The organism is Streptomyces sp. CA-146814, from assembly GCF_050942385.1.
In the GTDB taxonomy this organism is placed as follows: Bacteria; Actinomycetota; Actinomycetes; order Streptomycetales; family Streptomycetaceae; genus Streptomyces.
The window spans coordinates 386,103-398,920 of record NZ_CP192068.1 but is presented as its reverse complement, the minus strand read 5'-3'; the positions used below and the strand labels follow the sequence as shown (position 1 = coordinate 398,920).

9 protein-coding genes and 1 pseudogene are annotated in these 12,818 nt (G+C 70.9%); 7 read left to right on the top strand and 3 right to left on the bottom strand.

Annotated elements, in window-relative coordinates; all coding sequences use genetic code 11:
* Positions 1–149 precede the first annotated feature (149 nt).
* The 5 genes from ACQP09_RS01575 to ACQP09_RS01555 are packed head-to-tail and all read left to right on the top strand — an operon-like array spanning position 150 to position 6,028.
* A complete protein-coding gene (locus ACQP09_RS01575; RefSeq protein WP_433395330.1) occupies positions 150–1,817 on the top strand; it encodes a sugar ABC transporter ATP-binding protein in 1,668 nt (555 codons plus the stop codon).
* Positions 1,814–2,788: an ABC transporter permease gene (locus tag ACQP09_RS01570; protein ID WP_128852351.1), complete on the top strand. Its 975-nt coding sequence runs from the start codon at positions 1,814–1,816 to the stop codon at positions 2,786–2,788. The genes ACQP09_RS01575 and ACQP09_RS01570 overlap by 4 nt, the downstream gene beginning before the upstream one ends.
* Complete coding sequence (locus ACQP09_RS01565) at positions 2,785–3,831, top strand: ABC transporter permease (protein ID WP_433395328.1); 1,047 nt, start codon at positions 2,785–2,787, stop codon at positions 3,829–3,831. Before ACQP09_RS01570 ends, ACQP09_RS01565 begins: the two co-directional genes overlap by 4 nt.
* A gap of 59 nt (positions 3,832–3,890) precedes the next feature.
* The gene (locus ACQP09_RS01560; protein WP_433395326.1) at positions 3,891–4,919 is read left to right on the top strand and encodes a LacI family DNA-binding transcriptional regulator; all 1,029 of its coding nucleotides are present in this window, start codon (positions 3,891–3,893) and stop codon (positions 4,917–4,919) included.
* Between the two features lie 23 nt (positions 4,920–4,942).
* Entirely contained in the window at positions 4,943–6,028 is a 1,086-nt protein-coding gene (locus ACQP09_RS01555) for an aldose epimerase family protein (protein ID WP_433395324.1), read from the top strand.
* A gap of 52 nt (positions 6,029–6,080) precedes the next feature.
* On the opposite strand, the gene ACQP09_RS01550 is transcribed toward ACQP09_RS01555, so the two are convergent.
* The gene (locus ACQP09_RS01550; RefSeq protein ID WP_433395322.1) at positions 6,081–9,119 is read right to left on the bottom strand and encodes a carbohydrate binding domain-containing protein; all 3,039 of its coding nucleotides are present in this window, start codon (positions 9,117–9,119) and stop codon (positions 6,081–6,083) included.
* 240 nt (positions 9,120–9,359) lie between these two features.
* Here ACQP09_RS01550 and ACQP09_RS01545 point away from each other — a divergent pair, with 240 nt between their 5' ends.
* Entirely contained in the window at positions 9,360–9,776 is a 417-nt protein-coding gene (locus ACQP09_RS01545) for an acyl-CoA thioesterase (protein ID WP_433406460.1), read from the top strand.
* 59 nt (positions 9,777–9,835) lie between these two features.
* On the opposite strand, the gene ACQP09_RS01540 is transcribed toward ACQP09_RS01545, so the two are convergent.
* The gene (locus ACQP09_RS01540; RefSeq protein WP_433395320.1) at positions 9,836–10,369 is read right to left on the bottom strand and encodes an EF-hand domain-containing protein; all 534 of its coding nucleotides are present in this window, start codon (positions 10,367–10,369) and stop codon (positions 9,836–9,838) included.
* A 258-nt stretch (positions 10,370–10,627) separates the two neighbouring features.
* Here ACQP09_RS01540 and ACQP09_RS01535 point away from each other — a divergent pair.
* A pseudogene (locus ACQP09_RS01535) lies at positions 10,628–11,441 on the top strand (helix-turn-helix domain-containing protein).
* A 32-nt stretch (positions 11,442–11,473) separates the two neighbouring features.
* Here ACQP09_RS01535 and ACQP09_RS01530 read toward each other — a convergent pair.
* Complete coding sequence (locus tag ACQP09_RS01530) at positions 11,474–12,571, bottom strand: MerR family transcriptional regulator (protein WP_433406459.1); 1,098 nt, start codon at positions 12,569–12,571, stop codon at positions 11,474–11,476.
* Positions 12,572–12,818: the final 247 nt, after the last annotated feature.

Genomic DNA, 12,818 nt, shown 5'->3' with positions numbered 1-12,818 from the left:
CGGCCGCCGCGACGCCCCGCGCGTTCACGGTGGCCCGGCCCCGTTCCCGTACCACCGGTAGGCCGCCATCGCCGGCCTCCCGCAGCACCGGAAGGCCGCTCTCCCCGGCCTCCCGTAACACCGGAAGTAACACCGGAAGGCCAGGATCCATGGCACCCACCGAAGCGACACCCCGGCACGCGGAGACCGCCGTCGCGGACCCCGTGCTCGAAGCCCGCTCGGTCAGCAAGCGGTTCCCCGGCGTCGTCGCCCTCGACGACGTCTCCTTCTCGCTGCGCGCCGGCGAGACCCACGCGCTCGTCGGCGAGAACGGAGCCGGCAAGTCCACCCTCATCAAGGTGCTGACCGGCGTCTACCAGAGCGACGACGGCGAGGTACGGGTCGCCGGCGCGCCCGTCCGCTTCGCGAAGCCCTTCGAGGCGCAGCAGGCCGGGATCTCCACCATCTACCAGGAGGTGAATCTCGTCCCGCTGATGAGCGTGGCGCGCAACATCTTCCTGGGCCGCGAGCCGAAGAACCGTTTCGGCCTCATCGACTTCGCCCGGATGAACCGTGAGACCACCGAACTCCTCGACGGCTTCGGCGTCCGCGTCGACCCCAAGCGCCCGCTGCACACCCTCGGCATCGGCACCCAGCAGATGGTGGCCCTCGCCCGCGCCGTCTCCGTACAGGCGCAGGTCGTCATCATGGACGAACCCACCTCCTCGCTGGAGCCCCGCGAGGTCGAGACCCTCTTCCGGGTCATCGAGAACCTGCGCGGCCAGGGCATCGCCGTCCTCTACGTCAGCCACCGCATGGACGAGCTCTACCGCATCTGCGACCGGGTCACCGTCCTGCGCGACGGCCGCCACATCCACACCGGCGACCTCGCCGAACTGGACCGGATGCGGCTCGTGTCGATGATGCTCGGCCGCGACCTGGCCGAAGTGCGCCGCGAGGGCCTCACCAGCTTCGACGCCGCAGGACACGACGTGGCCCGTACGCCCGTCCTCACCGCCACCGGCCTCGACCGGCGCCACCAACTGCACGACATATCAATCCAGTTGTACGGAGGTGAGGTGCTGGGCCTCGGCGGGCTGCTGGGCTCCGGGCGCAGCGAGACCGCCAAGGCGCTGACCGGCGCGCTGCCGCTGGACGGCGGCGAGATCACCGTCGACGGCAAGCGCATCGGCCGGCCCACCCCGGCCGCCGCCATCCGCGCCGGCATCAGCATGCTCCCCGAGGACCGCAAGGCGGAGGGGATCATCCCGCAGCTCTCCGTACGCGAGAACATCGTGCTCGCCGCCATGCCCCGGCTCTCCCGGGCCGGGATCGTCTCCCGCGAGAAGCAGGACCGGGTCGTCGACATCTTCATGGAGCGGCTGCGGATCAAGGCATCCAGCCCCGAACAGAAGGTCGGCGAACTCTCCGGCGGCAACCAGCAGAAGGTGCTCCTCGCCCGCTGGCTCTGCCTGGAGCCCAAGGTGCTGCTCCTGGACGAGCCGACCCGGGGCATCGACGTCGGCGCCAAGGCCGAGGTGCAGAGCCTCATCGACGACCTCGCCCGCGAAGGCCTCGCCGTCCTGCTGATCTCCTCCGACATCGAGGAGCTGATCGAGGGGGCGGACCGCATCGTCGTCCTGCGCGGCGGCGCGGTCGCCGGTGAGCTCGCCGGGGACGAGGTGGAGGAGAGCCGCCTGCTCGAAGTGCTCGCCGACCACACGCCCCCCGGTGCGGACTCCGCCTCCGCCGACCACACGCCCGCCGCCAAGCCTGCCGACCAGACGCCCGAAACCGGCCGGAAGGCCCCGGCGGCCGGCCAGGAGGACCCCCGATGACCACCCAGGCCACCCTGCCCCGCCCCGCGAAGCCCCTGGCCCGGCTCCGCGACCCCGCCTGGTACCAGGAGTACGGCGTGTACGCGGCCGTCGCCGTCGTCCTGCTCTTCAACGCCCTGTTCACCGAGCACTTCCTGACGGCCGACAACCTGCGCACCCAACTCGTCCAGGTCGCCCCGATCGTGATCGTCGCGCTCGGCATGGCCCTGGTCATCGGCACCGAGGGCATCGACCTCTCCGTCGGCTCCACCATGGCGCTCGCCGCCGCCCTCCTGCCGCTCTACCTCGGTTACGGTCTGGTGCCCGCGCTCCTGATCGCGCTGCTGGCCGGAGCGGTCGTCGGCGCCATCAACGGGACGCTCGTCTCGCTCGTCGGGCTGCAACCCATCGTGGCCACGCTCGCGCTGTTCGTCGGCGGCCGGGGACTCGCGCTGGTGATGGCGGACGGCCAGCTCAAGCAGATCGTCAACCCGGACATCCTCGCGCTCGGCACCGGCTCCTTCCTCGGCATCCCGCTCGTCGTCCTCATCGCGGGAGTGCTCGCGCTGGCCGTCGCGTTCCTGGTGCAGCGCACCACCTTCGGCCGCCAGATCGTCGCCATCGGCGGCAACCGCCCGGCCGCCGCCCTGTCCGGACTGCCCGTCAAGCGCGTCCTGATCGGCGTCTACATCCTCTGCGGCACGATGGCCGCACTCGCCGGGATCCTCGCCACCGCCCGGCTCACCGCCAGCGACCCGTCCTCGCTCGGCACCCTCATGGAGCTCTCCGCCATCACGGCCGTCGTCGTCGGCGGCACCCCGCTCAACGGCGGCTCCATCCGGGTGCTCGGCACCGTCGCGGGCGCCCTGCTGATGCAGCTGCTGCGCGCCACCCTCGTCAAGCACGACCTGCCCGACTCCACCGCACAGATCGCCCAGGCGGCCATCATCATCGCCGCCGTCTACGTCGCCCGGGAGCGTCGGTCCCGATGAAGAACACCACCCCCGCCGCCCCGGCCCCTCAGGTGCCGGCGCCGCTCAAGAACGCCCCGTCCCGTCCCGAACCGCGTCCCGAACGCTCCACCGGCTCCCGGATCGGCGAACTCGTCCAGCGCCAGGGCGTCCTCGCGGTCCTGCTGACCGTGATCCTCATCGCCTCGTTCGTCTACCCGACCTTCGCCAGCGTCGACAACGCCCGGGGCGTCACCGTCCAGGCGTCGTTCCTCGCGATCGTCGCGCTCGGCATGACGCTCGTCATCATCACCGGCGGCATCGACCTCTCCGTCGGCTCCGTCTTCGCCCTCGGCGGCGTCCTGGCGGCCTGGGCCTCGCAGTGGGGCTTCCTCGCCGCGCTGCTCGTCCCGCTCGTGGTCTGCTCCGCGATCGGCCTGGTCAACGGCCTCCTCATCGCCCGCGCGAACATGGCGCCCTTCATCGTCACGCTCGCCACGCTCCTCGCCGCGCGCGGCATGCTCCTCGCCTTCACCGACGAGGGCGCCACCACCTACCTGGTCCCGAAGGACTCCGCCTTCGCCGAACTCGGCCAGGGCAGCGTCTGGGGCTTCGGCTATCCGATCCTCATCGCGCTCGTCCTCTTCGGCGCCGGCGGACTGCTGCTCCAGCGGACCTCGTTCGGCCAGACCCTGTTCGCCGTCGGCGGCAGCAGCGACGCGGCCACCCTGATGGGCCTGCCCGTCGCCCGGACGAAGATCCTCGTCTACACGCTCAGCGGACTGCTCGCCGGACTCGCCGGGGCGCTGAACGCCGCCCGCCTCTCCTCCGGCGTCACCATCGTCGGCGTCGGCATGGAACTGGACGCGATCTCCGCCGTCGTCATCGGCGGCACGCTCCTCATCGGCGGCGCCGGATCGATCAGCGGCACCCTCTGGGGCGTCCTGCTGCTCGCCGTGATCCAGAACCTCATCAACCAGATCGGCTCGCTCAACTCCTCGTACCAGTCGGTGGTCAGCGGCGGCTTCCTTATCGTTGTCGTGGTGGCGCAGCGTTACCTCGCGCGCAGCCGGAGAACCACCTGAACCGGACGGGACCGTACGGACCGGGCCAGGAACGAGTCGAACCGAGTACAAGGAGTGCCGTGGGCGTCAGCCTCAAGGACGTAGCTCAACGGGCGGGCGTGTCCATCAAGACCGTGTCGAACGTGGTCAACAACTACCAGCACGTCACCCCGAAGATGCGCGCCAAGGTGCAGCAGGCCATCGACGAGCTCGGCTACCGGCCGAACCTCACCGCCCGCCATCTGCGCAAGGGCCGCACCGGCATCATCGCGCTGGCCGTGCCCGAGTTCGGCAACCCGTACTTCGCGGAGCTCGCCGGTGAGGTCGTCGACGCCGCCGCCCGGCACGACTACACGGTCCTGGTCGACCACACCGGCGGCCTGCGCGAGAAGGAGCTGCTGGTCAGCCAGGGGTTCCGGTCCCATGTCATCGACGGGCTCATCCTCAGCCCCATCCACCTGGAGACCGAGGACCTTATGGCCCGGACGGAGACGGCACCGCTGGTGCTGCTGGGGGAGCGGGAGTACGAGGCGCCGTACGACCACATCGCCATCGACAACGTGGCCGCCGCCCGCGAGGCCGTCGCCCACCTCATCGGCCTCGGCCACCGCAGGATCGCCTTCCTCGGCTCCCGTACCGGCCAGGAACGCCAGCCCGCCCACCTCCGGCTGCGCGGCTGGCGCGAGGAGCTGGCCGCCTCCGGCATCGAACCCGACGAGAACCTCGTCGTCGTCACCGACGGCTACGGCAGGGAGGACGGCGCCGCCGCCATGGCCTCGCTCCTGGACCGGGGCGAGCGGCCCGACGCCGTGTTCGCGTACAACGACCTGATCGCCATCGGCGCCATGCGCACCATCACCGAGCGCGGCCTGACCATCCCGGGCGACATCGCCGTCGTCGGCTTCGACGACATCGAGGAGAGCCGGTACGGGACCACCACCCTCACCACCATCGCCCCGGACAAGGCGGCCATCGCCCGGCTCGCCGTCGACAGCCTCGTCGAACGCCTCGCCGGCACCCCGGTCGCCGAACCCCGGCGCCCCCGTCCCGGCTACCGCCTCGTCGTCCGCGAATCCACCGGCCCCCGTGAGGCCCCCGGCCCCTCCTGAGGCCCTTCTCCCAAGGAACCCCCATGCCCACCGTGCACCGCAAGTCCTTCGGCCATGCCCACGGGCGGACGGAGGTCGACCTCTGGACCCTCGAATCGGGCACCGGGGTACGGGCCGAGATCCTCACCTACGGCGGCATCCTGCACAGCCTCACCGTGCCGGACACCGCCGGAACCCCGGGCCCCGTCGTCCGCTCGCTGCCCGCCCTCGACGACTACACCGACAAGAACCCCTACTTCGGGGCGATCGTCGGCCGGTACGCCAACCGCATCGCCCACGGCCGCTTCACGCTCGACGGCACCACGCACCACATCCCCGCCAACGACCGGGGCCACGCCCTGCACGGCGGCCCGGACGGCTTCCACACCCGGATCTGGCAGGCGGAGGGCGACCGTACGGACTCCGCCGCCGTCCTCCGCCTCACCCTGCACAGCCCCGACGGCGACATGGGCTTCCCCGGAGCGCTCGACGTCACCGCCACCTACACCCTGGACACCGCCGGAACCCTCGCCCTGGAGTACACGGCCGTCACCGACCGCCCCACCGTCGTCAACCTCACCCACCACGCCTACCTCAACCTCGGCGCCGACGACATCCTCGGCCACACCCTCCACCTCGACGCCGACCACTACCTCCCGGTCGACGCCGACTCCATCCCCGAAGGCCCCCCGGCCCCGGTGACCGGCACCCCGTTCGACCTCACCCACCCGCAGCCGCTGCGGGACCACCTCACCCGCTCGCACCCCCAACTCGCCCTGGCCGGCGGCTTCGACCACTGCTGGGTGCTGCGCGACCCGGACTCCGCGGCCCTCCGCCGCGCCGCCCGCCTCACCGCACCCGGCGACCGCCGCACGCTGGAGCTCTGGACCACCGAACCAGGCGTCCAGGTCTACACCGCCAACCAGCTCGACGGCGCCTTCACCGACGGCACCGGCCGCCGCCACGAACGCCACGGCTCGCTCTGCCTGGAGACCCAGCACCTGCCCGACTCACCCAACCGCCCCGCCTATCCCAGCACGGTGCTGCGCCCCGGCGAGACTCTGCGCAGCCGTACCGAATGGCGCTTCCCGCATCTGGACACGGAGCGCCCGCGACCCGCCGCACCGTGATGAGGAGGCACGGCGGATCGCGGGATGAGCCGCGCCGCTCGGGGTACGGGCGCTACTTCAGATACGGGCCCGCCGTGCCGATCCTCCCCGGCGCGGCGTTCTTCCCGCCGAGGTCCAGGACGTACACGCGCAGGTTCCCCTTCCCGGGCGCCGGGACCGTGAGTGTGCCGCCGCTCACCACCTTGGTGTCACCCGTCACGGCGTCCTTGTACGTGCCGTTCGGGATGCCGGTGTACGTGGCGCTCCCGGAGACCGTCACCAGCGCGAAGCTGTCGGTGCCGCTCGCCGCGTCGGTGTAGCGCCGCTTGTACGCCATGGAGCCGCTGATGCCCTCCGTGGAGTACTGGCCCATCTGCAGCGCCGGCACCGCGCGCCGGATCTCGTTGAGCCGCTGGAGGTGCCGGGCCAGCGGCGCGGCCAGTGTCTCCGCGACCTTGCCGGTGGCCGAGGACACCGTGCCGAAGCCGGACGCCGTCACCTCACCGGTCAGATGGTCCCCGAAGTAGGCCCGTCCGGTCGAGGCCAGCGGGCAGCGCGGCCCGCAGTCGATCTGCTTGCCCTTCTGGAACTCGATCTCGGAGCCGTAGTAGAGCGTCGGGATCCCCCGGAACGTCCACATCAGCGACATGTTCTCCGCCCACGCGTCCGTGCCGCCCGTGTACCGCTCGCTGCTCTTGTTGGGCCCGTAGTCGTGGCTGTCGACGTACACCACGTTGTAGGTGGCGTCGTTGTAGCTGTCGTCGGAGTCCTTGCCGTTGTGGAAGGCGTTGTTCGCGTCACCGAAGTTCATGTGCATCCGCATGTCGATGACGTTCATCCCGGAGAACCGGCTGCGGTCCGGTGCGTGGTAGGCGTTGCCCTTGAGGAACGCGTTGTCGGAGACGGGCTGGGCTCCCGTGCCCTGCTGCTGCTCGTAGTCGTACATCTCCAGGGCGGCCTTCTCGTCGTCCGCGCTGTACTCCTTGCGCTCCTTCCAGGTGAAGAACTGCGCGGAGTGGTTGACCGAGCCGCGGTTCCACTTGTCGTTGACGAAGGCGGCGACCTCGCCGAAGACGAAGAAGTTCTTCGCGGCCTCGGCGCCGAACCTGGCTGTGACCCGTTCCTGGATCGCGGGCAGGAAGCGGCGGTTCCAGGTGGTGCGGGGGATGTGCACCGCCGTGTCGAGCCGGAAGCCGTCGACGCCCATGTCGATGTACTTGTTGTACGCGCCGATCAGATAGTTCTGGACCTGGGCGTTCTCGGTGTTGAAGTCGGCGAGGTCGTCGTGCAGCCAGCAGGAGCGGGAGTCCTCGCCCTCCCAGTTGCCGATCCAGCAGTTGTGGTAGAGCGCCTTCGGGAACATGCCCGAAGTGGGGCTCGGCCACTGGCAGTTGTAGATCCGGTAGCCCTCCGGCGAGGTGTGCCCGGTGGGCGTGCCCCAGCCCACGCAGGTGTTGCCTGCCGGTTCGGCCGTGGACCACAGGTCGCCGTTGTAGTACGACTTCCCGGACTTCGGTTCGACGGTGAGGCCGTCGTACGCGAAGCCGTCGTTCCTCTCGTCGTAGAACCAGCTCCACTGCGTGTCGCGGACGCCGTACGCCTTCGGCGTGAACAGGCCCTTGGCCCCCCACCGCGAGGAGTGGTTGTGGATGACGTCCTGGTAGATCTTCATGCCCTTGGCGTGGGCCGCGTTGATGAGGTCCTGGTAGGAGGCGCCGGCCGACTCCAGCCGTGGGTCGACCTTGTAGAAGTCGTAACCGTGATAGCCGTGGTAGTCGTAGTCCGAGCGGTTGAGGACGACCGGCGTGACCCAGATCGCCGAGAAGCCGAGCCCCTTGATGTAGTCGAGCTTCTGCACCAGCCCCTTGAAGTCCCCTCGGGACATGGGGTCGTTGTTGGCCGCGTTGCCGGACTTCTCGTGCTGGCTGCCGCCCCGGTTGTTCGTCGTGTCGCCGTCGTTGAAGCGCGCGGTCAGCACGAAGTAGATCGGGTCCTTGCGCGGATCGGTGCCCAGCGGTGTGCCGGTCGCCGGGGCGGTCGGCTTCTCGCCGGTGGTGGCGGTGGCCGCCGCGGACGCGGCCGATACGTTCCCGGCGGCGTCGACGGCCCGCACGGTGTAGCGGTAGGCGGTCTTCGCCTCAAGTCCGGTGTCGGCGAAGACGGTGGAGCCTACATCGGTGACGAAGGTGCCCTTCGTGCCGCCCGTCCGCGTCACCTGGTACTTCGTCACTCCTCGGTCGTCGGTGGCGGGTTCCCAGGTCACCAGGACGGACACGCCGTCGGCCACGGCCTTCACGTCTCCGGGCGCGGAAGGCGCCTCGGTGTCCGGCTCCTCGGCGGCGCACGGGTCCTTGGCCGTGGCGGTCACCTTGCGGTCCTTCACCGTGGTGAGCCCGGCCGGGAGGGTGTAGTCGCCGCCGTTGTTGTTGTCCCAGACGCCGTTGCCGTTGTTGAACGCGGCCTGGAGCCCGGTGGCGCTGCCCAGGTCCACGGTCCGCCGCACCCAGCCGGTGCAGGCTGCCTCCATCCCGACACCCGGGACCGTCGTCCAGGCTCCGCCGTGCGGGCGGTAGTGCAGGTTGACGGTGGACCAGCCGACGGTGGAGGTCGCGTAGTAGACGGATGCGGTGTTCGGCCCGCCGGGATCCGGCACCTCCGGGCCCGTACCCGTACAGGGGTCGCTGTGCGCCACGACCCCGTCCTTGACGGTGATGCTGCCGGTGCCCAGGTCGTAGTTCCTGCCGGCGTTGTTGTCCCAGGTGCCCGAGCCGTCGGTGAAGGTGGCCTTGAGCCCGGCCGCGCCGCCGAGGGGCACGGTCAGCTTGACCCAGTCGGTGCAGGCGGAGGCCATGCGGGTGCCGGGCACGGTGGTCCAGGAGCCGCCGTCGGGGGCGTAATGCAGGTGGTACGCAGACCAGTTCCGGGTCTTCGTGGAGTAGAAGACGGTCGCCGTGGTGTCGGCGGCGGCCGTAGCGGCGACGGGTGCGGTGGCCGGAGCGGCGGTCGGTGGGGGAGTGGCTTCCGGTACGGCGGTGAGGAGGCCCAGCAGTCCGGCTGCCGCCACGGCCGCCGCGAGCGGGCGGCCGGACAGTCGGCGGGAGGTGCGTCTCATACGTGTCTCCAAGGGAGGGGAGAACCGGGAGAACCCTGACGCGCCTCGGGGTTCGGAGAAAGGGAACGGCAAGGGGAACACCATCCGGCGGCAAACTCTGCCGGAATGTTGCTGCAATCTCTTGCGCGGTGGAAGTTACCGGTGCATGACAGGCTCGTAAAGGGGTCCGGCAGAGCCGTGAAGGGTGCGGCAGGACCGGCCCACCGGAATGGATCACCGGGCGCGGGCGTTCGCATGGTCATGACCTTCTCCGTCGATGTGACCGTGCGCGGCTACGAGCTCGATACCCAGGGCCACCTGAACCAGGCCGTCTACCTCCAGTACGCGGAGCACACGCGCTGGGAGCTGCTGCGGGCCGCCGGGCTTCCTCAGGAGAAGCTGCTGGCCGGCGGCATCGGCCCGGTCCAGCTGGAGGTCACCGTCAAGTACCGCCGCGAGCTGCGGGGCGGCGAGCGCGTACGGGTCACCTGCCGGTTCGACTACGGCACGGGCAAGACGTTCACGCTGGCGCAGGAGGTCATCAAGGAGGACGGCACGGTGGCCGCCGAGATCACCGGAGTGGCCGGCGTCCTCGACCTGACCGAACGCCGCCTGGTCCCGGACCCGCAGGGCCGCCTGGCCGCACTGGCGGGCAACCCGGACCTGCTGACGGGCTGAGCCGCCAGAAGGTGTGGACGCCCCTAAGGGGCGTCCACGGTTCATCGGGGGCCGGGCGGTCAGACGGGCGTGCCGACGACCAGGTGGTCGCCGGGGATGCCGGCCTTGCCGGGTGCGTAGTAGTCCTTGATCCCGGCGACCCACGTCTCCACCCGGATCCGTTCCCCGTCGGTCGGTTCGAAGGCGTCGAAGAGCGCGTCGATGTTGGCCGGCTCGAACCCGATCGCCGTCATCAGCGCCATGAACAGCGGCCGCTCGATCAGGCCGTCGCCGTCCGGGTCGCCGAGCGCGGCGAGCGCCTCGGCGAACACGGCGATCGTCGCGTCGAACCGCTCCGGCGACAGCACACAGGCGGTGAACTCCTCGAAGCTGATCTCGCCGTCGCCGTTCTCGTCCAGCTCGGTGAGCAGGGTCGTCCAGTACCGCCGGAACGCTCCGCGCATCGCGTCCTTCGCCGCCTGGTCCGAGGCGTGCGCCTCGCGTACGACGCGGTCGGCCATGAGCTCGAAGTCGTCGGCCTCCAGGACCCCGTTGGCGTTGGCATCGAACAGGGAGAAGACGAGCGCGACCCGCCGGTTGGCCTCAGTGGTCATGAATCCGTCACCTTTCGCCGTACGGTCCCGCCGACCGGGGCCCGGTCGGCCCACCCACTGTCCGGCCGGAGCGCGACGGGCACGGTGAAAGCCGCAGCCCTTTCACCTGAAGGACGTAACCACCCCGGCGTAAACGTCGAGTTGAGGCAGATGGCCGGGCCCGGTGGCCCCGCACGCCCCGGTACGAGCCGTCGGCGGTCGCGTGGTACCGGGGGAGCGGCGGAACCCGGTTCCGCGTCCACCTTCTAGGCTGGGCGGATGCCAGTGATGCCCACCGCCGGGGAGGTCGGACCGTCCACGACCCGGGAGACCCGGTCGCTGCCCGCGCACGCGCCCGGATCGGTCGAGACGCCCTTCGTCATCCAGGCCTACGACGAGGTCGTCTCCCACGACACCGACTGGGACGCCCACTCCCACCCCTTCCCCGAGCTGCTCTGGAACGAGCGGGGCGCCTCCTGCGCGGTGGTCGGCGAACGCATCTGGACGATCACTCCCGCCCTCGGCCTGTGGATGCCGGCCGGGACCCTGCACTCCGGATCGGCGACGGCGGGTACCTGGTTCCGGGCGAGCTTCTTCGGCTTCCGTACGACGTCGTCGATCTCCGACACCCCGGTCGCCGTCGAGATCACGCCGCTGCTCCGCCTCCTCCTGGAACGGCTCGGCGAACCCGGCCTCGCCCCCTCCTCCCGGGCCGCGACCGAGGCGCTGGTGCTCGACGTCCTCGTACCGGTCGCCCCGCGAGCTGCTCGTACAGGTTCCGACCTCCGACCTGCTGCGCCCCATCGCGGACGCGGTCCGTGAGGATCCGGGCGACCAGCGGACACTGGAGGACTGGGCCTCCCAGCTGCGCGTGAGCACGCGGACGGTCACGCGCGCGTTCAGCGCCGAGACGGGCACGAGCTTCGTACGGTGGGTCGCGGCCGTCCGGGCCCAGCACGCCATCGACCTGCTGACCCGGGGCTGGGACGTCGAGTCGGTGGCCGAACAGGTCGGCTACCGCTCGGCCAGCGCCTTCGGCGTGGCCTTCCGCCGAACCACCGGGCTGACCCCGGGGACCTTCCGGCCCGGGTGAGCCGCTTCCGGGTCCCGCACGGCCTCCTGGATTCACGCCAGGAGCAGGCGCAGGCCCAGATCCGCCGCGTCCAGACCGGCCAGATCCGCGTTCCGCTCGGCCCACCGGCCCGAGGCCAGGTCGTCGCCGAGGCTGCGCACCGCACGCCCCTCCGCCTCGGGCCCGACCCTCGTCCACACCGACATCGCGCGGCGCACCCGGTCCTCCAGGTACGCCTCCGGCCGGCGCCAGTACGCCTCGAACAGGCCGTCGGCGCAGTCCCACGGGACCGGCACCGGCTCGGCGCGCCCGCCGATCGCGTCGGCCATCCCGGCGAGTGAAGGGAACTTCGCGAGTACGCCGGTGAACTCGGGCAGATAGTCGCGGGTCAGCCAGAACCGGTCCGGCCACCCGGGCTCGTCGGTGTCGAAGGTGAGCACCACCACGCGGCGGGCCACCCGCCGCATCTCGCGCAGCCCCGCCGACGGATCGCTCCAGTGGTGAACGGTGGAGACGGCCATCGCCACATCGAAGGAGCGGTCCGCGAACGGCAGGCTCTCCGCTGCCGCGGCCACGCACGGCGCCGAGCCCGGCGGCCGCTGCGCCCGCATGACCGCCGACGGCTCCACCGCGGTCACCTCGCGGTCCACCGGCTCGTAGGAGCCCGTACCGGCCCCGACGTTCAGCACCGTCCGCGCCTCTCCGAGCGCGTCCCAGATCTGCGCGGCGATCCTGGGATCGGTACGGCGCGTCGCGGTGTAGGCGCTGCCGATCGCGTCGTACAGCCGCGCGCCGAGCATCCCCAGCTGCTCCTCCGGTGTCACCCTGACCCCCTTCGCCCGTGCCGCCAGTTCTCTGTCGATGGCCGCCACCATCGTGTCGGTGCGCGCCCGCCGCTCCAGCAGCAGACCGCGCTGCCGGTGCAGGTGCGCCACCGCGTCGGCCGACGGATCGTCGACCAGCTCCGCGATCTCCCGCAGCCCGAAGCCCAGCCTCCGGTAGGCCAGCACCTCCCGGAGGCGCTCCACGTCGGAGGCCGCGTAGGCGCGGTATCCGGCCCCGGTCCGAGCCGAGGGCCGGACCAGCTCGATCTCGTCGTAGTGATGCAGCGTGCGGACGCTCACGCCGGCCAGCTCGGCGACGCGCCCCACGGTCCAGTGATCTTCCACGGCACCGACTATGCGGCCTGACGTCACGTGAGGGTCAAGAGCCTTGTGCACCGCCGCCCTGGATGTCCTCATCGCTACAACGTCTGTCTCAAACAGTTGATTGCGACAGCGGTACCTCCTCTCATAAAGTGCGAAGGCAAGCCTTACCTAAGCCGCTGCGCCCCCGCATCGCACCCCTCCACGACGGCAGCCCACGCCCGGACGTGCGGGAAGCGGCACCCCGACCCTC

Coding starts and splice junctions, on each gene's coding strand:
- ACQP09_RS01575 (WP_433395330.1), top strand. CDS start 150: ATGGCACCCACCGAAGCGACACCCCGGCACGCGGAGACCGCCGTCGCG.
- ACQP09_RS01570 (WP_128852351.1), top strand. CDS start 1,814: ATGACCACCCAGGCCACCCTGCCCCGCCCCGCGAAGCCCCTGGCCCGG.
- ACQP09_RS01565 (WP_433395328.1), top strand. CDS start 2,785: ATGAAGAACACCACCCCCGCCGCCCCGGCCCCTCAGGTGCCGGCGCCG.
- ACQP09_RS01555 (WP_433395324.1), top strand. CDS start 4,943: ATGCCCACCGTGCACCGCAAGTCCTTCGGCCATGCCCACGGGCGGACG.
- ACQP09_RS01550 (WP_433395322.1), bottom strand. CDS start 9,119: ATGAGACGCACCTCCCGCCGACTGTCCGGCCGCCCGCTCGCGGCGGCC.
- ACQP09_RS01545 (WP_433406460.1), top strand. CDS start 9,360: ATGACCTTCTCCGTCGATGTGACCGTGCGCGGCTACGAGCTCGATACC.
- ACQP09_RS01540 (WP_433395320.1), bottom strand. CDS start 10,369: ATGACCACTGAGGCCAACCGGCGGGTCGCGCTCGTCTTCTCCCTGTTC.